This is a genomic window from Tundrisphaera macrotermitis, from assembly GCF_051175315.1.
Lineage (GTDB): Bacteria > Planctomycetota > Planctomycetia > Isosphaerales > Isosphaeraceae > Tundrisphaera.
Genome location: NZ_CP195100.1, coordinates 5,682,663 through 5,705,869, shown reverse-complemented (window position 1 = coordinate 5,705,869; position 23,207 = coordinate 5,682,663). Strand labels below are relative to the sequence as shown.

The window sequence follows — 23,207 nt, the reverse complement described above, 5'->3', positions numbered from 1 at the left end:
AAGGGATCTCCATGAAGCGGTTGCTATTAGTTTTCGCCTTTCCCCTGCTCCTGAACGCGACCAGCGATGCGGGCTGGCCCCTCCACCCCCGGCGCGAGTCCCAGGTCCCTCCCCGATGGGCGGAGCCGGGATTGCAATCGCCCGCCGCCCTGACGCCCCCCTCGTATGGCCGCCGCCCCTGGGCCTACGCGTTGGCCCAGTCGGACACGCCGTCCGCGAAGATGGCACGGTTCTCCCAGCTGGGAGGCGGGATCGGCCCGACCCCGGGCGCCTCCAACGAACCCGGCTGGTATCCCGGCTTCCTGCCGGGGGTCCCATGGGCCCCCAACCCCGTCCACATCGGCCGCTGACGGGCGGGGTCCCGGGCCGGGGGCGAGGATTGACCGCGTCGCGGGGCGCGGTCAAAATACGCTCGGCCTCGACGCCCGGATGAGATGGCCGGGGGGCCGCACCTCCGCGGGAGCGTCCCAAATGCTGCTCTCCTTCGACGATGACGGCCCCGGCCCGGTGGTCGTGCTCCTGCACGGGTTCCCGCTCGATCGCTCGATGTGGTCCCATCAGCAGGCGAGCGTCGGGTCGATCTACCGCGTGATCGCGCCCGACCTTCGCGGGCACGGGACCTCGGCCGCCCCCGACGGCGTCTATTCGGTCGACGAGATGGCCGACGACGTGATCGAGTTGCTCGACGCCCTGCAGCTCCACGAGCCGTTGACGCTGGGCGGGCTGTCGATGGGCGGGTACGTTGCCCTCTCGATCGCGGAACGCTACCCGGATCGGATCCGGGCCCTGATGCTGATGAACACGCGGGCCTCGGCCGACTCCGAGGAGACGGCCCGGCTCCGCGAGGAGATGGCCACCGAGGTCGACCGGACCGGCGACATCGAGCCCGTGATCGCGAAGATGCTGCCCCGGCTGTTCTCACTCTCCAGCTTCCAGGAGCATCCCGAGACGGTGGCCCGGCTGCACGGGCGGATGTCCCGGATGACCGCGAGGGCGGTGGCCGGGACCTTGCGGGGACTGGCGACCCGGCCCGATCGCATGGCGTTGCTGCCCAACATCAAGGTGCCCACGCTCGTGATCGCCGGGGCCGAGGATCAGATTGTCCCCGCCGAGGAAACCGACCGCATGGCAGGCGCATTGCCCAACGCCCGCCTGGTCACGATCGCCGGCGCGGGCCACCTCGCGCCGATCGAGAAACACGAGGCCGTGGATGCGGCCATCCTCGATTTCCTCCAGGCCCTCTGGTGATCCGGGGCGCCGGCCCATCCCCTTGCGTGGGCCGGTCATGGGGGGCATAATTCCGGGCGTGATCGTGGTGGCCGACGCCTCGGATGGCACCTCGTCGACGCGAGGGCCGGGCGGATCGCCCCGTCCAGGATCGAACCGGCGAGCGACCGCGATGGCTGAAAGTGCTCCGCCCCCGTTGATCGAGACGCCCGCTGCGCTCCGAGAGCTGATCGCCCACCTCCGCGAGGCCCGACGCTTCGCCTTCGACACCGAGTTCGTCTCGGAAGAGACCTTCGAGCCGGTGTTGTGCCTGGTCCAGGTCGCGACCGCCGATCGACTGGCGGTGGTCGACCCGATCAAGATCGGCGGCATGGGCCCGTTCTGGGACGCCGTGCTCGACCCCGACCTCGACGTCGTGATGCACGCCGGTGGCGAGGATTTGCGGATCTGCCGGATCCAGGCCGGGGCCGTCCCCCGGAGGATCTTCGACGTCCAGATCGCGGCCGGCCTGGTCGGCTACGGCTATCCCCTGTCGCTGGGCAATCTCGTCCACCAGGCGTTGGGCGTGACCCTCCTCGGCGGCGAGACCCGGACCGATTGGCGGAAGCGGCCGCTCACCCCGAACCAGCTCCGCTATGCCCTGGAGGATGTCCGCCATCTCCTCGACCTCGCCGACCTGTTCCAGAGGGAACTGAGGCGGCTCCACCGGGAAGACTGGGTCGCCGGCGAGTTCGCCGGATTCCTCCACAAGATCGACCACCGAGGCGAGGAGGACCGCTGGCGCAAGCTATCGGGCCTGCACATGCTCGACCGCCGAGGGCTGGAGATCGCCCGCCTGCTCTATGAATGGCGGATGGAGGATGCCCGGCGGGCCAACCGCCCCCTCAGGTACGTCCTCCGCGACGACCTGCTGGTCGCGATCGCCAAGCGGAAACCGGGCCACCCGCGCGACCTGGAGACGCTCCGCGACTTCAATCGCCCCCACCTGCTGTCCCGGACCCACGAGATCCTCGACGTGGTGGCCCAGGGGCAGAAGGTCCTGCCCGAACACCTCCCCGAAACCGCGGCCCGACACGACGACCGCCCGGGCCAGTCGATGGTGGTCAGCCTCCTGGCGGCGACCCTGGCCCAGTCGTGCGCCCAGAACCACGTCGCGGTCGGCCTGACGGGGGGGGCCAGCGACTTGAAGGACCTGATCCGCTGGCACGCCGATGGCCAGCCGTCCGACCGGACCCCAGAACTGCTCCAGGGTTGGCGGGCGGAGGTCTGCGGCAAGACCCTCCTGGACGTCCTCTCCGGCCGTCGCGCCCTCCGCATCGTCGACCCCGAGGCGGAGGTCCCCGTCGCGCTCGACGACGTGGACGCCCCCGCATCGCCCGCCTGATCCGATCGTCCTGCACGCCCGTGACCGGAGTTTCCATGCGTCGCATCATCGGTTGCTATACGAATTGCTACGGACCCGAGGGGGTCCGCGCCGCCGCCGACCTCGTCCGTTCGGCCGGGATCGACCATCTCGAACTGGCCATGCGCGGCCACGACTTCGGCGGGCTGGTGATCCCCGTCTCGGCGGTCATCACCGAGGAGGCCGACGAGCCGACGGTCCGGGCCTTCCAGGATCAGCTCCGAGCCAACGGCGTGTCCATCAGCGGCTGCAACGTGGGGGGCGGCGACCTCCGCACGCCCGAAGGGGTGGAGAAGACCGCGAACAAAATCCGCCGCGCCCGCGAATGGTTTGGGGTGGACGTTGTGGTGACCGGGGTGGGTCAGCCCGCCGATCAGGCCGAGCGCAAGGCCATCGTGGCCGGGTTGCAGGCCCTGGGGGACGTCGCGCGGGAAGTCGGGGTCGTGATCGCCCTGGAGACCCACAAGGGGCCCACCGAGAACGCCGCCGCGATGCTGGCCCTGATGGCGGAGGTCGACCATCCGTCGGTCCTCCTCAATTTCGACACCGGAAACATCGCCTACTATAATCGAGGCGTCGACCCGGTCGACGAGTTGGACAAGGTCAAGCACCTGGTCCGCAACGTCCACCTGAAGGATAACCGGGGCGGGTTCGAGGACTGGTACTTCCCGGCCATCGGCGATGGCGGGGCGGTCGACTTCCGTCGGGTCCGCGAGATCCTCGACGGCGTCGGCTTCGCCGGCCCTTATACCATCGAGATCGAAGGGATCGGCGGGGAGCCAGAACCGGGACCCGAAGCCCGCCACGAGCGGGTGGCCCGGAGCGTCGAGCACCTCCGATCCTGCGGCTACTGGGACGAATGATCGACACCGAGGGTCTCGACCATGCTCGCCATGCTCCTGGCCCTCGGTACTCTCGCCCCGGTCGTCCCGATGGATGGCCTCGAAGCCGGGGCCACCTATCGGGTCCATGCGGCCCTGCCGAACGGATTCCCGGCCAAGTCCCGGGCCCGCGTCATGCTGGAAGGGGCGGGCGGGGAGCGGATTGCCAAGGCCCTTCATGCCGGCGACCCCGACATCACGTTCGCCTATCGCCCGACGGTGGCCGGGCCGGCCCGCCTGGTCATCGATGGCGAGGCGACCGCATCGTGGTCTCGCCTGAATATCTCCGCCCCCGACAGCGACCGGATCGAGGCCGAGCCCAACGACTCCTGGCGCATGGCGAATCCCCTGACATTGGGCCGCGACGTCCACGGCTCGGGCGATGATGTCGACTACCTGGACAATCCCGAGGAAGGGCGTTCCGGGCTGGATTGGTTCCGGCTGGAGATCGCCGAGGATGGGCCGATCCTGGCCACGTTCCAGCTCGATTTGCTCGATCGCGACGTCTCGGCCAACCTGCGCCTCCACGTCGTCGACGAGGCCGGCAACACGAAGCCCTTCGAAATGGGGAAGGATCCGACCGAGGTCATCCACGACCGCGAGCGGGAGCGATATTCGACCTACATCACCCGCACGCTGACCCGAGGCACCTACTACCTCGAAGTCAACGCCAACCATCCCGCCTACATCCTGCGGTCCCGCCGACGCCCCGTCCCGCCTCTGGCGGATCCGGGCGAGGCGGTCGCAATCGGCTCGGACTATCTCCTGGACGCCGGGGATGCCTGGTTCGCCCAGATCCCCCGGGAAGGCCACCGTTACACTCGTGCGGCGAACCTCCACGAGACGGCCACGCGCTGCACGGCCTGCCATGCGTCGAGCTACCCGACCGAGGCCGCGCTGGTGGCCCAGCGCAACGGTTATCCGATCCGATCCAAGGCGAGCATGGCATCGCTGATCGAACGGCTGGCCAATTCGCCGACGCCGCTCTACGGCGATGGCGGGTTGAACTGGCAACGCTTCATCGCCATCCCGCTCCAGGCCCAGGGGAAGCAGGGAGGCATCCTGGCCGACTTCGACGCCCAGGTGAGCGGCCGCGAGACGCCCGCCTTCGAGCGGTTCGCCCCGTTCCTCCGCGCCGCGTGGTCGTCCCGGGCGATGATCCCCGGCGACGAGCAGAACGGCGTGGTCCCGGCGGATAGCAAGTTCGCCCTCCTGTGGCGCGACTGGCGGGTCCTGGAACTGGCGGCCCGCCGGACCGGCCGGATCGCCTACGCGCGGGCCTCGGACAACATCGCCGACATCCTCGGCGACCCCGAGACCGACCAGCGGGTCGAGACATTTCAGGATCGCCTCCACCGCCTCCATGCCTGGCAGACGGTCGACCCCGACCGATATGCCCGCCGGATCGAGGACGAGGTGGACGCCCTGTTCGCACTCCAGAACGAGGACGGGGGGTGGCATGAGCTGGGGCGCAAGCCGGCTCGAAGTGCCATCTACGCGACCGGCCAGGTGGCCTGGACGCTCCTGCGTGCCGGAGCCCGGCGCGATGATCCCCGGATCCGCAAGGCCCTCCGGTTCCTCCTGGACCGGCAGCAACCGTTCGGCGGCTGGTTTCAGGCCGACACCCACGAGAATTTCCGCACCCCAATGCGCGAGACCCGCTATGCGGTCGAGGCGCTGGCGGAGGGCTTCCCGCGACCCGGCCCCGCCCTGAATTCATGGGGTAATCGCGATGGCGGCCCGCCGCGATCTCCCCGGCCGGGCCCGATCGTCCCCCTGCTCGATGACCTCGACAACCTGTGGGATGTGCCCGAGGCGGATCGGCCCCGCATGACCGCGGAGATCGCCGGGTTCCTCGACCATGCCGAACCCCTGGTCCGGGCCTCGGCGGCGTCGTGCCTCGGCCGGGTGGGCGGGGGGGAGGCCGTGGGCCCGCTGATCGCCCGCCTGGGCGACCCGTCCAAGATCGTCGGGCGGGCCGCGGCGTGGGCCCTGCGCTCGCTGGGGAATCGGGGCCTGGGCGTGGATGCGATCGCCGAGGCGCTGGATGACCCGGACCCGGCCGTACGACGCGGGACGACCCGGATCTTCTCCGCCCAGTTCCACGGCATGGACGGGCGGATCGACATCGCGGATCGGCTCACTGCCCGGACCCGGGATGCCGACCTCTGGACCCGGCTCCAGGCCCTCCGGTCGTTGCGGCAATGGTTCTACCGCACCAACGACGACGGCCTGCGCCGGAGGATCGTCGACGCCTATCTCGCCGCGATGTCCGTGCCCGACGAGCCGGTGATCCGTCGCGCCCTGATCGAAGGGATGTACATCCTGCTCGACGAGAACCTCGGCGGTGGCGTCAGCCTCCAGAAAAACCTGGCGGCATTGCCCGAAGCCCAGAGGGCGTCGGCCCTGAAGGGCCGGGAGGACGTGGAGCGAGCGATCCTGCTCGGGCCGATCCTGGATGCCCTGGAAGCGGGCGACCCGCTCCGGCGAGACGCCCTGATCCGTTCGTTCGACGGATCCTTCCTCAAGGGCCGATCGTTCGCCAGGCGGCCGGAAGGGATGCTGGACGTGGGGAATGACCGCGAGTTCGGCTTCCTCCATGAGCCGGACCCGGACCGCCTGGATCGGATCTTCGCGATCCTGCTCTCCCCGACCCTGACGATGGAATCCGAAACCCGGTCGCGGGCGATCCGCCTGGCCTGCTTCTTCCGGGTGGTCGAGCGGACTGCGAATCCGGCGATCCAGATGGCCCTTTTGCAGGGCCTGACCGACCCCGACGACGGGATTCGCGCGGCCACGCGTGAGGCGGTGGCCAATGACCTGGGCCTGATCGACGCCGAGGATCATCCCGACCTGATCGGGGCGATCATCGACCGTCTCCGCGGCCCCGCCGAGGTGCGCTCGGCGGTCGCCGCTGCCGTCGGCCGAAACCCGTCGCTCCTGGACCGGGACGACGTGCGGGCCGTCGTCCGAAGTCTGATGCAGGACGACCCGTCCGGCCTGGTGCCCGTCCTGGGCCATCGGTCATTCGACGATGAGGAAGTCCTCACGGCGATCGCCCGCGCCTGGGCGACCACCCCCGAGGCACGGGATCGGTCCCGCCTGCTCGATGCCCTGTTCGCCCGGCCCTGGCTGCTCGACCGGCCTGCACCCGCCGAGGACGCCCTTCGAATCATCCGATTGGGAATGGCCGATCCATCGGCTTCGATCCGCGAGCGGGCCCTGAATACGTCCTTCGAGTGGGGTCGATTCCGCGATGGCCGGGCCGCGCTGGGCTTTCTGGTCGCGTCCCTGGCCGACGAGGCGCCGTCGGTCAGGCGACTCGCGCTGGGCCTCGCCTCGTCGCGTCCGGGATTCTGGGACCGGCCGGATGCCGTCGAGCGGCTGCGGTCGCTGCTCATCGATCCCGACTTCGGGGTCCGGGACCGAGCCCTGTCTGTCGTCGAGCGGCTACGCCTGGTGCGAGGCCGCCGCGACCTCGCCCTGCGCGTCCGGGCCCTCTCCGGCGATCCGGCCCTGGGCACCCGGGCCGACGCGGCGTTGAGGGATCAGGGCTTCGATCCCGCCGGTCTCGTCGCAGATGCCTTCACGGCCCGGATGCGACCGCTCGGCCTTTCAAAATTCCGGGACGAGGTCGATCCCTGGCTGACGCGGCCCGGGCCCGACGGAACCTCGTGCGTCCAGTGCCACTCCAACCACGCCGTCTTCCGGCTCGCCGCCCCCGACCCGGCGCGAGGGATCACCGAGGCCTCGGCCCTGATGATGAACTATGCGTCGGCCACGCGAGTGATCCAACTCGCGGATCCCGAGTCGAGCCTCCTGCTCCGCAAACCCCGGAGCCCGCAAGGGCAGGGGGCTGCCGACCCGTCCAGCCCGACCGGCCTGACCCACGCCGGAGGGACGCGGTGGGACGACCCGGACCACCCGGCCTACGGAGCTGCCCTCGGCTGGATCCGCGCGGCCTCGGCCGCGTCGGTCGGGGAGGATCGTTATCCGGCGACGTCTGACAACCACGCCCCCGGCCACGAGCCGGGCCTCGCCCTGGACGGCGACCTGTCGACGATCTGGCAGACCGAATTCATCGGCGCAACGCCGGGCTATCCGCACGACCTGACCATCGACCTCCGGGTCCAGCGGACGGTCCGGGGCCTGGTCTACGTCCCCCGGCAGGACTCCCCGATCGGGAGGGTCAAGGACTTCGAGATCTCGGTTTCCGAAGATGGTCGGGCATGGCATTCGATAGTTCGTGGGGCGTGGCCCGACGATCCGGCCCCCCAGCCCGTCGCCTGGCCTGGACGCTTCGCGCGATTCGTCCGGCTTCGCGGCCTGGGGGCCGTCGATGGCGGGCCGTCGATGGCCGCGGCGGAGGTCGCGATCGATGCGGCCCCCACCGTACCGATGACACCTGGGCAAGCGGAGCCCCAACGATGACCGAGACGATCACGCGCCTGGCCTACCGGCTGGAACCCGGCGATCTGACCGGGGTGCTCGCATCGCAGCGGCGATGCTGGTGCCGATCCCACTGCCTGAGGTGGGTCGGCTCGCTCAGCCTGCTCGCCCCCATCGCCGTGGTCCTGGCCCTCGCCTCGGCCCGGTCCGGAGGGTTCCGGGCGGTCGCGGTGGAGATCGCGGGGGTCGCGGGGATCCTGCTGCTCGCCGCCCTGGTTCGCGAGGGGCTCGCCCGCCTCCGCTGCCGGGAGTTTACCCGCCTCCTCGGCCTGCCGCGCGACGTCGCCCTGCTCATCACCCCGGACGGGGTCGTCCTGGAGCCGGATGCCGACGGCATCGGCCGGACCTATGCCTGGTCGGAAATCGCCCAGGTGTCGCATCACGGCCAGGTCTCCCTGGTCCACCTCCGGGTCGCCGGGTCGGCGCTCCTGATCCCGGACCGGGCCTTCCCGACGCCTGCCGAGCGGCACGCGGTGATCGCGAGGATGCGCGACGCCATCAGGACGAGCGGGCCGATGACCACCGCAGCATCCTGACCGCCCGCCGTCATGACCCGGGCGGACGCGACATCGGCGAGAGATCGACGACCCAGGGCTGCCGTGGGACCCGGCCCAGGTCGAACCGATCGATCCAGGAGGCCGGGGGGCCGGGCTCGATCCGGTCGGTCATCCCGCAGGCCCGGGCCAACCATCCGACCAGATGGTGGGGATCCCAGCCCGACGCGCGGAGGGTCGACAACTTCAGCGATCCGTCGCGTTTGGCCAGGCGTCGGCCATCGGGGCCGATGGCCAGCGGGACATGCGCGAAGGTCGGGGGCTCAAGCCCGAGCGATCGGTAGAGCAGGAGTTGGCGGGGGGTGCTGGGCATCAGGTCATCGCCCCGGATGACCTCGGTCACGCCCATCGCCGCGTCGTCGTGGACCACGGCCAGCTGGTAGGACGGGCCGACTCCCGACCGGGCGACGACAAAATCCCCGCCGAGCCGCGCGGGATCGAGCGAGACCTCTCCGCGAAAGCCGTCCCGCCACGCGACCGGGCCGGGCGGGACGCGGAATCGCCAGGCGAAGGGCCGATCCCCGAGGGACGCGGCATCGCGGGCCGATCGGCCGGAGCACGTCCCCGGGTAGACGGGGCCTTCGTCCTCGGGATGGGGCGCGGAGGCGGCCCGGGCGATGTCGGCCCGGGTGCAGGTGCACGGGTAGATCGCGTCCTGCTCCCTGAGCCGTTCGAGCGAATGTTCGTACCGATCCATCCGCAGGGATTGGACGTAAGGGGAAGATGGGCCGCCGATGTCCGGCCCCTCATCCCAGTCGATCCCGAGCCAGCAGAGGTCGTCGATCGCCGCGAGGGCCGCGTCGGGCCGGGCGCGGGAGGCGTCGAGGTCCTCCAGGCGGAAGATGACCCGGCCGCCGCCCGCCCGGGCCGAGAGCCAGGCCAGCAGGAAGGTGCGGGCGTGGCCGAGGTGGAGGCCGCCGGTCGGGGAGGGGGCGAGGCGGCCGGTCGTCGGGGTTGGCGTGGTGATGGGCGGCATCGCCTCTGGCTCCGTCTTCTCGGCAGGGCTGCGATCGGTCATAATCTTCCGGTGCCGAGGGCCGGCCGATCCATCGGATCGGCCCGGACATCCCCGGCCGAATCAAGGACATATCGCGATGGATTTGGAACTGAAGCGCGACGTACGCAGCGTGATCGACCGGATCGTCCAGCTCCGAGACTCTCTTTGACTTGGGCGACAAGACCGAAAAACGCGACGAGCTGGCCCGCGAGATGGAAGGGCCGAACTTCTGGAATGACCAGGAAAAAGCCAAGGCCATCATCGCCGAGATGAAGTCCTTGAACAACGTCCTGAAGCCGTTCGAAGCCCTGGTGCGCCAGGCGGAAGACCTGGAAGCCCTGATCGAACTGGCCGAGGAAAGCGGCGAGGACGAATTCGACGAGGAGTTGCGCGAGGCTTCGAAGAAAGCCGCGGCCGACTTCCAGGAATTCGAACTCCGTTCGATGCTGAGCGGCATGAACGACCACTGCAACGCCTACATCACGATCCACCCCGGCGCCGGGGGGACCGAGGCGTGCGACTGGTCCGAGATGCTGATGCGGATGTACCTCATGTGGTGCGAATCGCACGGGTACAAGGCCGCGATCATCGACCGCGAAGATGGAGAAGTGGCCGGCGTCCAGACCGTGACGATCCACGTCAAGGGGGACTACGTCTACGGCTACCTCCGCGGCGAGACCGGCGTGCATCGCCTGGTCCGGATCAGCCCGTTCGGCACGGCCGACAAGCGTCAGACGTCGTTCGCTTCCGTCGAGGTGACGCCCGAGATCGATGATACCATCGACATCGAGCTGCGCGACGACGAGCTGAAGCGGGACGTGTTCCGGTGCGGCGGCCCCGGCGGCCAGCACCAGAACAAGACCGAATCGGGGGTGCGTTACACCCACATCCCGACCGGCGTCGCGGCCGAGTCGCGGAGCGAACGGTCTCAGCACAAGAACGACAACCTGGCGCTCCAGCTCCTCAAGGCCAAGCTAATCCGGATCGAGGAAGAAAAGCGCGAGGCCGAGTTCGCCAAGGCCTACAATGAGAAGGCGGAGATCGGCTTCGGCAGCCAGATCCGCAACTACGTCCTGCAGCCCGACCAGTGGTGCAAGGACCTGCGGACCGAGGTCAAGGTGGGGAACCCGCATGCCGTCCTCGACGGCGGGCTGGACATCTTCATCGACGCCTACCTGCGGAAGAAGCTCGCCAAGGGCGACGTCACCAAGCGCTAAGATCGTCGCGGGCGGGCCCATGTCTGATGGGCCCGCCCGCCTTTCCATGGCGCCAGCCAGAAAGCCGAGATGATGGTCGGGATCGAGAGCGGTGATGATCGGCATGTCTTCCTCACGCCCCACGCTCGCATCGAGTTCGCCTGGCGGGAGGATCGCTGGGTGCATACGATGGAAGGGGTGGGCGACTGCCCGGAGCTGCCGCCGGTCGCGACCGTGGAAGTTGACCCCGACCGCGACGACCCGGCCCGGGTGATCAGCCCGGCCTACCAGCAGGCCCACGTCGAGATCGGGCCGGATGGGATCGTCCGGATGTTGCTGGTCGGCCAGTCGGGACCCCACCACTTCTCGGCCGCCTTCGCCGTCACGGCCGACGAGTCGGGCACCCTGTTCGATGCCGACGTGGCCGACCGTTGCCGTTCACCGATCGCCGCCCTCGCCGCCACCTATCAGCTGGACCCGGCCTCGACCGAGATCGACGGCGACGGCTCGGCCGAGGTGATCCTCCGGGCCGGCGGAGCCCGGCTTATCCTCCAGGCGGTGCCATCGGCCCGGGCGATCGTCGAGGCCTCCGGTCCCGGCCCCCGAATCCACGCCCAGATCCTCGCCGGCATCGAACCGGCCTCGCAAACCTACCGCTTCCGCTATCGCTGGCGCTGGTCCGTCGGCTGACCCCAAACTCTATCTGGAGATCGTGACACCGATGGGCATCCTGAGCGAATCCGATCCCGCCATCTTCGAGGCGATCGTCGCCGAAGAGAACCGCCAGCGCGACGAACTGGAATTGATCGCCTCCGAGAACTACACCAGCGCCGCGGTCATGGAAGCCCTCGGCTCGGTCCTCACCAACAAGTATGCCGAGGGCCTCCCCGGCAAGCGCTACTACGGCGGTTGCCAACACGTCGACGTGATCGAACAGCTGGCCATCGACCGGGCCATGCAGGTCTTCGGCGCCGACCACGTCAACGTCCAGCCGCACTCCGGCGCCTCCGCCAACCAGGCCGTCTATTATGCCGCCCTGGAGCCGGGCGATACGGTGCTGGCGATGGACCTGGCCCAGGGCGGGCACCTGACCCACGGGATGAAGCTCAACTTCTCCGGGCGGTACTACCCCACGATCGGCTATGGCCTGGATCCCAAGACCGAGCGGATCGACTACGACAAGCTCGCCGCGCTGGCCCGCGAGCACAAGCCGAAGCTGATCCTGGCCGGCGCCAGCGCCTATGCCCGGATCATCGACTTCGATCGGATCGCCGAGGTCGCCCGGGAGATCGGCGCGACCTTCTTCGTGGACATGGCCCACATCGCCGGGCTGGTCGCCGGCGGCCATCATCCGAACCCCGTCCCCGTGGCCGACTTCGTCACGACCACCACGCACAAGACGCTTCGGGGGCCCCGCGGCGGCATCTCCATGTGCACGTCGGCGTGGGCCAAGAAGCTCGATTCGGCCGTCTTCCCCGGCCTCCAGGGCGGGCCGCTCATGCACGTGATCGCCGGCAAGGCGGTCTGCCTGGGCGAAGCCCTGCGGCCTGACTTCAAGGCCTATGGCGCCCAGGTGATCGCCAACGCCAAGGTCCTGGCCGATGAGTTGATGGCCGCCGGCTTCCGCCTCATCTCCAGCGGGACCGACAATCACCTCGTCCTGATCGACATGACCTCCAAGGGGTTGACCGGCAAGATCGCCGAGAAGGCCCTGGGCAACGCCGGCATCACGGTCAACAAGAACCTGATCCCCTTCGATCAGCGGAAGCCCCTGGATCCCAGCGGGATCCGGATGGGGACGCCCGCCTTGACCACCCGGGGGATGCGCGAGGACGCCATCCGCCAGGTCGCCGCCTGGATCGTCGCGGTCCTGGCCGCCCCCGATGATGCCTCGGTGGCCTCCAAGACCCACGCCGCCATCCGCGAGTTCGCCCGCGACTTCCCGGTCCCCGCCGACGCGGCCGGGCAGGTCAGCGATCAGCTCTCCGCCGTCTGATCCGCGAGCACGAGCGGGATCGGCGTCGAGTCCCATCTCCGGACCCGGCGCCGATCCGCTGGTTCGCCCGAGGGGCGAGGCCGGACCTCAGGCGGGCAAACCGTTGAGCTTGGCGGCCGCCTCGATGGTGGATCGGAACAGGGCCTGGGCCGTCTCGTCGGTCGAGGGGCCGAGGATGGCGACCGAGTTGCCCGGGAGCATGACGCCCGTCGGGACGATGGAGACGTCGTCGGCGCTGCTCAGGAGAATCTCGGTCGGGAAGCCGTCGCGGATCGGGACGGCCCGGGGTTCATCGGAGAAGTTGGTCACGATCGAGACCAATCCTCGTTCGATGACCAACCATTTCTCCTCTTCGTCGAAGCGGGTCCCGACCAGGTCGAGCCGGCCATCGGTGAGCTGGGGAAGGGACCTTCGCAGCCGGATCAGGTCGCGATGCCATCGGTAAAGCGAGTGATTGAGGTCGTGGTCGACCTCCGACCAGTCGAGCTTGGACCGCTGGTACGTCTCGGGCGAGGCCGGATCGGGAACGTCCTCGGGCCGCCACCCGAACTGGCCGAACTCCTTGCACCGACCCTCGGAGACGGCGCGGGACAGGTCCGGGTCGTCCGAGAAATCGGCGAAGTACTGGAACGGGGCCGTTGCGCGGAATTCTTCCCCCTGGAAGAGCATCGGAACGAACGGCGAGGTCAGGACCAAGGCCGCCGCCATCTTGGCCCGCTCGGGGGTGGTCAGGTGGCAGAGCCGATCGCCCTGGGCCCGGTTGCCCAGCTGGTCGTGGTTCTGGACGTATCCCAGGAAGTGATGCCCCGACAGTCCGATCGGGGGGCGGCCATGGCGTCGCAGGCGGTACTTGGACACCTGGCCTGAGTAGACGTAGGACGACTTGAACGCGGTCGCCAGGTCCGAGAGCGACCCGAAGTCCGAATAGTATCCGTTGACTTCCCCGGTGATCGCCGAGTGGAGGGCATGGTGGAAGTCGTCGCTCCACTGGGCATCGATGCCGAATCCGCCCAGCTCGAACGGCCGGACGACGCGCGGGTCGTTCAGGTCGCTCTCGGCGATCAGGATCAGATGACGGCCGAGGTGCGCCTTCAGGACATCGACCTCGTTGGCGAGCTGTTCCAGGAAATGGATTGCAGACGTATCGACGATCGCATGGACGGCGTCGAGGCGGAGACCGTCGAAGTGATAGTCGCGGAGCCACATCAGGGCGTTGTCGCAGAAGAAGCGCCGCACCTCGTCGCTATAGGGGCCGTCGAAGTTGAGGGCCGATCCCCAGGGCGTCTTGTGGCGGTCGGTGAAGTAGGGGCCGAACTCGGCGAGGAAATTCCCGGACGGGCCGAAGTGGTTGTAGACCACGTCAAGGACCACGGCGAGGCCGCGGGCATGGCAGGCGTCCACCAGCCGTTTGAGCCCGTCCGGCCCGCCATATTCGTTCTTCGGGGCGTAGAGAGAGACGCCGTCATAGCCCCAGCCGAAGTTGCCGGGGAAGTCGGCCACCGGCATGATCTCGACGTGGGTGATGCCCAGTTCCTTGAGGTGATCGAGCCGGCCGATGGCCGAGTCGAACGTGCCCTCAGGCGTGAATGTCCCGATGTGGAGTTCGTAGATCACAGCCGAGGACAGCGGGCGTGCCTGGAACCCCTCGTCGCTCCAGCGGAACGCGGAATGGTCCACGACCCGCGATGGGCCGGCCACGCCGTGGGGCTGCCACATCGATCGGGGGTCGGGACGCTCGGGGCCGCCGTCCACGGAGTAGGCATAATCATCGCCGGGTCGCGGGGAACGCTCGAACGTCGCCCACCACCCTTCCCATTCCGGGTCGAGGGTCATCGGGAACCTCTCGCCGTTGATCGTGATCTCCACGCTTTGGGCGGTGGGGGCCCAGACGTGATGGATGGCCATGACTTTTCGGTCCTTGAACATGATGCCGGCGAAACGAGGCCGGGAGCGGAGCGGGAAGATGTGGCGTCGCCAGCAAGTTGTATGCCCAGGGGCCGTCACGCAAACGGGCAATGAGATCCGGACATGGCACGCTGTTCGCAGATTCGGCTGGCGAATTCGACGGGCCTGCCGTCGCCGGAACGATTGGCCCCCGGTATGAGGGGCGGCGGCGATGGCCCCAATTCGACCGATGGGAACTTGCATGCCCGCGCCGCTTTCCACCTACCGGGTCCAGATGCACGCCGGCTTCGGTTTTGATAAGGCCGCGTCGATTGCGCCTTATCTTCGCGAACTGGGCGTGACCCACCTCTACTCTTCCCCCTATCTGCAGGCAGGCAAGGGCAGCACTCACGGCTACGACGTCCTGAACCACTCCAAGCCCAACGATGAACTGGGCGGGTCCGAGGCCCACGCCCGCCTGTGCCAGAAGCTCGGCGAGGCGGGGCTGGGGCAGATCCTGGATATCGTACCCAACCACATGAGCATCGCCAGCCGCGAGAATGCCTGGTGGTGGGATGTCCTGGAGAACGGCCCATCCAGCCGGTTCGCCAACTATTTCGACGTCGACTGGCATCCGATGGAGGCCAAGCTCCGCGATACGGTCCTGATGCCGATCCTGGGGGATCACTACGGCCGGATCATCGAGGCGGGGCAGATCACGCTCCGCCGCGTCGGGGGGACGTTCACCTTTCATTACAGCGACCATGTCATGCCGGTCGCGCCCCGATCGCTCAACGACCTGCTCAACGAGGCCGCCGAGCGGGTCGGGTCGGATGACCTTGCCTTCCTGGCCGACTCGCTGGCCAGGCTCCCGCATTCCACGTTCACGGACCTGGAAAGCGTGGCGTTGCGGCACCGCGACAAGGAGGTGATCCGCAACGCCCTGGCCCGCCTGATCGCCGACCACCCCGAGGTCGGTTCGTCGATCGATGCCGTGATCGGCGGCTACAACGCCGATCCATCCAAGATCGATGCCCTGCTGGAGCGGCAAAACTATCGCCTGGCGTTCTGGAAGACGGCCGTCCAGGAACTCGACTATCGCCGCTTCTTCGACATCAATACGCTCGTCAGCATGAGGATGGAACAGGAGCGCGTGTTCCGCGACACGCACGTCAAGATCCTCGAATGGGTCCGGGAGGGCGTGCTCGACGGCCTCCGTGTCGACCATCCCGACGGGCTCCGAGACCCGGCCGAATACTTCCAGAGGCTCAACCGGTCGGTGCCAAATGGTTGGCTGGTCGTGGAGAAGATCCTCGAACCGGGCGAGGCCCTGCCCGAGGACTGGCCGGTGGCCGGCACGACCGGCTACGACTTCATGAATCGCCTGGCCGGCCTGCTGGTCCCCGCCGATGCCGAGGCGTCCATCAACGAGATCTACGTCGATTTCACCGGGCAGCCCGTCGACTACAAGGGGATGGTCCGGGACAAGAAGCATTACGTCCTCAAGGAACTGTTCGCCAGCGACGTCTACCGGTTGTCCTCCTTGTTGATGAACGTCTGCGAGCGGCAGAAACGATATCGCGACTATACGCGACGAGAGCTGATCGCGGTCCTTCGCGAGGTGATCGCCTGCTTCCCGGTCTATCGGACCTATGTCCGCGCGAAGCAGGGCCAGGTCAGCCCGATGGACATCGCCTATGTCGAAGAGGCCATCGAGGCCGCCAAGGCGAATCGGCCCGAGATCGACACGGATCTGCTCGACTTCGTCCGAGACCTCCTGCTGCTCCGGGTCGAAGGTGGCGAGTTGGAGGCCGAGTTCGCCATGCGGTTCCAGCAGAACACCGGGCCGATCATGGCCAAGGGTGTCGAGGATACGGTCTTCTACAACTTCAACCGCCTGGTGGCCCTCAATGAGGTTGGCGGGGACCCGGGCCGGTTCGGGGTGACCCTGGACCAGTTCCATGAAGAATGCCGGGTCATGCAGGACCGCTGGGCGCGGTCGATGACCTCGACCACGACCCACGATACGAAGCGGAGCGAGGACGTCCGGGCCCGGATCTCGCTGCTGGCCGAGATCCCGGAGGCGTGGGGGGAGGCCCTGGCCCGCTGGTCCAAACTGACCGAGAAATTCAAGAACGGCAACTTCCCGGATCGCAACGCAGAATACCTGCTCTACCAGATCCTGATCGGCGCCTGGCCGATCTCGGTGGAGCGGGCGACCGAGTACATGCTCAAGGCCACACGCGAGGCCAAGGCCTACACGTCGTGGAACGAGAACAACGAGGAGTACGAGTCGGCCCTCAAGGGATTCATCGCGGCGATCCTTGAAGATGCGGACTTCCTGGAGGATTTCGAGGCCTTCGTCGCGCCCCTGGTCGGGCCCGGCCGGATCAATTCGCTGGCCCAGGCGGCGATCAAGCTGATGGCCCCGGGCGTGCCGGACATCTACCAGGGCAACGAACTCTGGGATCTGAGCCTGGTCGATCCGGACAATCGTCGCCCGGTCGATTATGATGTCCGCCGCGGGCTCCTCGAAGAGCTCGCCGCGAACCCGGGCCCCGAAGCGATCCTGTCCCGGATGGACTCCGGGTTGCCCAAGCTGTGGGTCACGAAGCAGGCGCTCGGGTTGCGGAGGCGCAAGCCGGATGCGTTCGGGCCCGAAGGAACCTACTCGCCGCTCTCGGCCTCGGGTCCCAAGTCGGATCACGCGGTCGCCTTCGGCCGGGGGGGAGAAGTCCTCTGCATCGCCCCACGGCTGCCCATCCGCCTGGGTGGCGACTGGGGCGGCACGACGGTCACGCTGCCGGACGGATCCTGGATCAACGAGCTGACCGGGGAGAAGGTGGCTGGGGGCGACGCGGATCTCGGCACGCTGCTCGCCCGCTTCCCGGTCGCGATCCTCTCGCGGGCTGAATAATCCGCGGTCATTGACGCCGCGACGCCCCGGGCCGCAATGTAGCGGCTCGGGGAACCTCCATCTTGCCCGATCGAACGCCCAGGGACTTTCGCCGCCGGAGCCTCCCGCCCATGATCGAATCGGATCCTCAGTGGTACAAAGATGCGATCATCTACGAACTCCACGTCAAGGCGTTCTTCGACAGCAATGAGGATGGGATCGGGGACTTCAAGGGCCTGATCCAGAAGCTCGACTACCTGCAGCAACTGGGGATCACCTGCCTGTGGCTCCTGCCGTTCTACCCGTCGCCGCTGCGAGACGACGGGTATGACATCTCGGATTACGACGAAGTCCATCCCTCCTACGGCAAGATCGAGGAGTTCCGCGAGTTCGTCCAGGAGGCCCACAAGCGCGGCATCCGGGTGATCACCGAGCTGGTCATCAACCACACGTCGGACCAGCACCCCTGGTTCCAGGCCGCCCGCAACGCCCCGCCCGGCGACCCGAAGCGCGACTACTACGTCTGGAGCGACACGCCCCAGAAGTACAAGGACGTGCGGATCATCTTCACCGACAGCGAGCCGTCGAACTGGACCTGGGACCCGGTGGCCAAGGCCTACTTCTGGCACCGCTTCTTCCATCACCAGCCCGACCTGAACTTCGATAATCCCGAGGTCCTGGCCGCCGTCTTCAAGATCATGCGGTTCTGGCTCGACATGGGCGTAGACGGGATGCGGCTGGACGCCATCCCCTACCTCATCGAGCGCGAGGGGACCAACTGCGAGAACCTTCCGGAGAGCCACGCGATCCTCCGCCAGTTCCGCAAGGAGATGGACGACAACTACCAGGATCGCCTGTTCCTGGCCGAGGCGAACCAGTGGCCGGCCGACGTCCTGCCGTATTTCGGCGACGGCGACGAATGCCACATGACCTTCCACTTCCCGCTCATGCCCCGGATGTACATGGCGATCCGGCAGGAAGACCGGCACCCGATCGTCGAGATCATGCGGCAGACGCCGGACATCCCCGACGAGTGCCAGTGGGCCCTGTTCCTCCGCAACCACGACGAGCTGACGCTCGAGATGGTCACGGACGAGGAGCGGGACTACATGTACAAGGAGTACGCCGCCGACCCAAGGATGCGGATCAACGTCGGCATCCGCCGCCGGCTGGCCCCCCTGATCGGCAACAGCCGTCGCCGGATCGAACTCCTCAATATGATGTTGTTCTCCCTGCCCGGGACGCCGGTCCTCTACTACGGCGACGAGATCGGGATGGGAGACAACATCTACCTCGGCGACCGCAACGGCGTCCGCACTCCGATGCAGTGGACCGGCGACCGCAACGCCGGGTTCTCCCGGGCCGACTTCGCCAAGCTCTACGCCCCGCCGATCATGGACTCGATCTATGGCTACCAGGCCATCAACGTCGAGGCCCAGGAGCGCGACCCCTCGTCGCTGCTCCAGTGGATGCGGCGGCTCATCGCGTTGCGCAAGGGCTACAAGGCGTTCGGCCGGGGCACCCTCTCCTTCCTCCACCCGGCCAATCGCAAGATCCTGGCTTACTTCCGCCACTATCAGGATGAGCTGATCCTGGTGGTCGCCAATCTCTCCCGGTTCGTCCAGCCGGTCGAGCTGGATATGGCCGAATACAAGGGATATACCCCGTTCGAGATGTTCGGCCGAGTCCAGTTCCCGACGATCGGGGACCAACCCTATTTCCTCACGCTGGCCCCATCCTCCTGCATCTGGTTCCAGTTGGAGCAGGTGTCGGGATCGGTGCTGGGCGGGACCGAGGTCAGCCCGGCGATCGAGGCCGAGCCCATCCCCCGCCTCACCCTGGTGGGCGGCTGGGAATTCCTGCTGGAGGGGCGAGAGCGGGCCATCATGGAACGCTCCGTCCTGCCGCAGTTCATACGACGCCAGCGATGGTTCGGCGCCAAGTCGCGCTCGCTGGAGACGGTCAGCATCCGCGATTGGGTCTACTTCCCGGTGGCGGAAACGCCCGTGGTCAACGTCCTGGTCCGGACCTACGACGCCGACGGCAAGTTCGAGAAATACCAGCTGCCGCTGGTCGTGCTGACCGGGGCGGATGCCGAGCAAATGTTGCAGACCCGGCCGGGGTCAGTGCTGGCCCACGTCTCCTGCACGGAAGGGGAGGGCATCCTCTGCGACGCCCTGCACAGCGACGCCATGTGCCATCGGCTCCTCCAGCTCATCGTCGAGGGGCAGACGGTCAAGGCCAGGCAGGGGAAGTTCGTCGGCGTGCCCACCACGGCGCTGGAATCACTGGAGGGGGGCGATCTCGCGATCGAGCCCGTCCGGAGGACCGCGACCGAGCAGAGCAATTCCAGCGTAATCTTCGGCGAACGCTATTACCTGAAGATCCTCCGCCGAATCTACGACGGCCCGAGCCTCGACTTCGAAATCGGCCGGTTCCTGACCGAGAAGACCGACTTCCCGCGCGTCCCCCAGACGGCCGGGGCCCTGGAGTATCGCCTGCCCAAGGGCCAGACGATGAGCCTGGGCATGCTCCGCGAGTTCGTCCCGAACCAGGGCCAGGCCTGGGAACAGGCCATGGAGATCGTGGGTCGTTACTTCGAAGAGGCCTCCGGGGAAGGGCACCGGCTGCCCCGCCTCGACCTCGACCCTGCCTCACCCTTCGACCTGAGCGAGCGCGAGATCCCCGAGGAAGTCGCCGAGATCCTGGGGACGACGCCGCTCGCGGCCGAGCTCCTGGGACGTCGCACGGCCGAACTCCACCTGGCCCTCGCCTCCGATCCCGAGGACCCCGCATTCGCCCCCGAGCCGATCGGTGCGGATGAGATGGCCCAGCTATCGAATCGCGTCGCCGCCCAGGTCCGATCGAGCCTGAAGTCGCTCAAGGACCGCCTCCCCACTCTGCCCGAAGACCTCCGGTCGCTGGCCAAGGAGGTGCTCGATGCCGAGCCCCGCCTCCGGGAACTGGTCACGAACCTCCCGTCGCCCAGCGAAGACCTCCGCAAGATCCGCGTCCACGGCGACTACCACCTGGGCCAGGTCCTGTGGAAGGAGAACGACTTCTTCATCCTCGACTTCGAGGGGGAGCCGGGCCGATCGCTCGAAGAGCGGCGTGCCAAGCAGTCGCCGCTCAAGGACGTGGCGACCATGCTCCGCTCGTTCGATTACGTCGCCTACAGCGGGCTCGTCCGCACCGCCAAGGTCCACGCCGAGAGCTTCCAGAGGCTCGAGCCGTGGGCCCGGATCTGGCAGTCGTGGATCTCCGCGACCTTCCTCAAATCGTACCGCGAGGTGGCCGCGCCGCTCCTCCCGGCCGACTCGGGGGCGACCCGCCGGCTGCTCGACCTGTTCCGGCTCGAAAAGACCCTGTTCGAACTCCGCTACGAGCTCGATTACCGCCCCGATTGGGTCCGCATCCCGATCATCGGCGTCCTGAATATGATCCGCCCGGAGGAACAATGATCGCGGACGCCCCCGCCCCCGAGCCGTTGCGCGACCTGGCCCGACGCCACGGGATCCAGGTCGAATATATCGATACGTCCGGGAGGACCCAGCCCGCGCCGGCCCGGTCCCTCCTGTCGGTCCTCCGCGTCCTGGGCGCGCCGGTGGCCACGATCGACGACGCGCCGGCGGCCCTCCTCGCCCATCGGATGGAGGAGTGGAACCGCCGGCTGGAACCGGTCGTGGTCGCCTGGCACGGCGCTCCGTCACCCGTCCTCCTCAGGCTCCGCGATGCCGAGGCCCGGGGGCCGGCCCAGGTGCGCCTGACATTCGAGTCCGGCGGCGATCAAGGCTGGTCGATCCGACTGGAAGATCTCGACACCGTCGCCTCGGAGGTGATCGGGGGCGAGGCATTCAGCGCTAAACGTCTGATCCTGCCCGATGGTTTGCCGACCGGCTATCATCGCCTGACCGTCGCATCCCGGGACGTCCAGGCGGAGTCGCTGGTGATCGCCGCCCCTCCTCGCGTGTATTCCGAACCGGAGAAGAACGGCAAGAGGCCCTGGGGCCTATTCTGCCCGCTCTATGCCCTGCACGGCTCGCGGAGCCGGGGCGGCGGCGACCTCGGCGACCTCGACGCCCTGATGGACTGGACGGCCGGGCTCGGGGGCGGGCTCATCGCCACCCTGCCGATGCTCGCCGCCCATTTCGACGGCGAGGATCCGATCATCAGCCCCTACTCGCCGACCAGCCGCCTGTTCTGGAACGAGTTCTACCTCGACCTGGAGCGGATCCCCGAGGCGATCCGCACCGAGGCCGCGAAGGACGCCTGGGAGGGCGGTGCCACGATGGCCGAGGTCGCCGCCCTGCGTTCGGGCGACCTGGTCCATTACGGGCGCCAGATGAGTCAGAAACGCCGGGCCCTGGGCCTCATGGCGGACGGTTTCTTCGAAGGCGAGGGAGAATACACCGCGTCCTATCGGGCATTCCTCGAAGAACGCCCCGACGTCGAGGACTATGCCACCTTCCAGGCGGCCGGCGAGAGCCTGGGGCGCAACTGGAGGTCCTGGCCCTCGACGATCGACCGCAACTCGGTCGACCCCTCGATCCGGAACTATCACCTGTTCGCCCAGTGGCAGGCGGATGAGCAGCTCCGCGAGCTGGCGGACAAGGCCAGGGCCAAGGGTCTATCCTGGTATCTCGACTTCCCGGTCGGCGTCGACGGGGGCAGCTACGATGTCTGGCGCGAGCGGGATTCGTTCGCGATCGGGGCGAGCGTGGGCTGTCCGCCCGACCTGGTCTTCACCAAGGGCCAGAACTGGGGGTTCCCGCCCCTCCACCCCGCACGCCAGCGCGAGAATGGATATCGCTACCTGATCGCGTCGTTCCGGAATCACTTCCGGCACGCGAGGGCGTTGCGGATCGATCATGTGATGGGCCTGCACCGGCTCTTCTGGATCCCCGATGGCGCCGAGGCCAGGGACGGCGCCTTCGTGTCCACGCCGGCCGACGAGATCTACGCGATCCTTTCGATCGAGTCGCATCGCCGGGAGGCCTGGCTCGTCGGCGAGAACCTGGGGACGGTCCCGCCCGAGGTCGAAGAGTCGATGACCCGCCACGGCGTGCGCGGGATGTACGTCGTCCAGTACGAGGCCCGGCCGGACCCCGAGCACGCCCTTCCGCCCGCACCCGAGGCGACGGTGGCCAGCGTGAACACCCACGACATGCCCCCATTCGCCGCGTTCTGGCGCGGGCTCGATCTCGAAGACCGCCGCGAACTCGGCCTGCTCGACGACACGACCTACGCCCAGGAAACCGAGGCTCGCGACCTGCTCCGTCGGTCGATCGCCACCTTCCTCCGGGGGGAAGGATTCCTCGCGGAGGGTTCGGACGACGAAAGATCGATCCTCCACGCCATGTGGGATTGGCTGGCGGCCTCGCCGTCGCGGGTGCTCCTCCTGAACGTCGAGGATTTCTGGCTGGAGACCGAACCCCAGAACACGCCTAATACCGTCGAGGAGCGGCCGAACTGGAGGCGGAAGCTACGGCAGAGCTTCGAAGAATTCAGCCGGGATCCGGCCGTCCTGTCCGCCCTGCGTCGGGTCGACGCCCTCCGCACCTCGTCCCCGCGCCCGCAGAAGCCGGCCCCCGCACCCGCCCCCGTCGCGGACGCCGCATCCCCCGTCACCTCCCCATCGGCGTGAGGGCGATCGCTGGATTTGGCCCCGGGAGGCGGTTAGCCTGGTTCGCTCCGCGCGATCCGTCTCCTCCTCCCGGGGTTCGCA

Annotated in this window: 14 protein-coding genes; 12 read left to right on the top strand and 2 right to left on the bottom strand. The window is 68.1% G+C overall.

Translation table 11 applies throughout. The features are described 5' to 3' along the window. Nucleotides 1-11 precede the first annotated feature (11 nt). The 6 genes from TA3x_RS23070 (at nt 12) to TA3x_RS23045 (ending at nt 8,495) form a co-directional block, all read left to right on the top strand. Nucleotides 12-350 carry a hypothetical protein gene (locus TA3x_RS23070; protein ID WP_435017027.1) on the top strand — a complete coding sequence of 113 codons (339 nt, stop codon included), beginning with the start codon at nt 12-14 and terminating at the stop codon, nt 348-350. Nucleotides 351-471: 121 nt separating this feature from the next. Then, a complete protein-coding gene (locus TA3x_RS23065; RefSeq protein ID WP_435017026.1) occupies nt 472-1,248 on the top strand; it encodes an alpha/beta fold hydrolase in 777 nt (258 codons plus the stop codon). 151 nt (nt 1,249-1,399) lie between these two features. Next, nucleotides 1,400-2,611: a ribonuclease D gene (locus TA3x_RS23060; RefSeq protein WP_435017025.1), complete on the top strand. Its 1,212-nt coding sequence runs from the start codon at nt 1,400-1,402 to the stop codon at nt 2,609-2,611. 35 nt (nt 2,612-2,646) lie between these two features. Next, on the top strand, nt 2,647-3,492 hold the full coding sequence (locus tag TA3x_RS23055) for a sugar phosphate isomerase/epimerase family protein (protein ID WP_435017024.1): 846 nt from the start codon (nt 2,647-2,649) through the stop codon (nt 3,490-3,492). A gap of 21 nt (nt 3,493-3,513) precedes the next feature. Continuing rightward, on the top strand, nt 3,514-7,941 hold the full coding sequence (locus tag TA3x_RS23050) for a discoidin domain-containing protein (RefSeq protein WP_435017023.1): 4,428 nt from the start codon (nt 3,514-3,516) through the stop codon (nt 7,939-7,941). Further along, nucleotides 7,938-8,495, top strand: coding sequence for a hypothetical protein (locus TA3x_RS23045; RefSeq protein WP_435017022.1), 558 nt, complete (start codon nt 7,938-7,940; stop codon nt 8,493-8,495). Before TA3x_RS23050 ends, TA3x_RS23045 begins: the two co-directional genes overlap by 4 nt. 10 nt (nt 8,496-8,505) lie before the next feature. Here TA3x_RS23045 and gluQRS read toward each other — a convergent pair whose 3' ends face one another. Beyond that, nucleotides 8,506-9,489, bottom strand: coding sequence for a tRNA glutamyl-Q(34) synthetase GluQRS (gene gluQRS, locus TA3x_RS23040; protein WP_435017021.1), 984 nt, complete (start codon nt 9,487-9,489; stop codon nt 8,506-8,508). Nucleotides 9,490-9,613: 124 nt separating this feature from the next. Between gluQRS and prfB the strand changes: the two genes are divergently transcribed. From prfB to glyA, 3 genes are all read left to right on the top strand, one after another. Continuing rightward, a protein-coding gene (prfB, locus tag TA3x_RS23035; RefSeq protein ID WP_435022417.1) for a peptide chain release factor 2 occupies nt 9,614-10,727 on the top strand; the annotation gives its coding sequence in 2 pieces (ribosomal slippage) (nt 9,614-9,676 and nt 9,678-10,727; 1,113 coding nt in all). A gap of 69 nt (nt 10,728-10,796) precedes the next feature. Then, nucleotides 10,797-11,396 carry a hypothetical protein gene (locus TA3x_RS23030; protein WP_435017020.1) on the top strand — a complete coding sequence of 200 codons (600 nt, stop codon included), beginning with the start codon at nt 10,797-10,799 and terminating at the stop codon, nt 11,394-11,396. Between the two features lie 31 nt (nt 11,397-11,427). Further along, nucleotides 11,428-12,702, top strand: a complete 1,275-nt coding sequence (glyA, locus tag TA3x_RS23025) for a serine hydroxymethyltransferase (RefSeq protein ID WP_435017019.1) — start codon at nt 11,428-11,430, stop codon at nt 12,700-12,702. A gap of 87 nt (nt 12,703-12,789) precedes the next feature. Here glyA and treZ read toward each other — a convergent pair whose 3' ends face one another. Continuing rightward, nucleotides 12,790-14,607: a malto-oligosyltrehalose trehalohydrolase gene (gene treZ / locus TA3x_RS23020; protein WP_435017018.1), complete on the bottom strand. Its 1,818-nt coding sequence runs from the start codon at nt 14,605-14,607 to the stop codon at nt 12,790-12,792. 241 nt (nt 14,608-14,848) lie between these two features. Here treZ and treY point away from each other — a divergent pair, with 241 nt between their 5' ends. The 3 genes from treY to malQ all read left to right on the top strand — a co-directional run bounded on the left by treY (nt 14,849) and on the right by malQ (nt 23,126). Continuing rightward, entirely contained in the window at nt 14,849-17,503 is a 2,655-nt protein-coding gene (gene treY, locus TA3x_RS23015) for a malto-oligosyltrehalose synthase (protein WP_435017017.1), read from the top strand. 110 nt (nt 17,504-17,613) lie between these two features. Further along, entirely contained in the window at nt 17,614-20,943 is a 3,330-nt protein-coding gene (gene treS, locus TA3x_RS23010; RefSeq protein ID WP_435017016.1) for a maltose alpha-D-glucosyltransferase, read from the top strand. After that, entirely contained in the window at nt 20,940-23,126 is a 2,187-nt protein-coding gene (gene malQ, locus TA3x_RS23005; protein WP_435017015.1) for a 4-alpha-glucanotransferase, read from the top strand. The genes treS and malQ overlap by 4 nt, the downstream gene beginning before the upstream one ends. Nucleotides 23,127-23,207 lie beyond the last annotated feature (81 nt).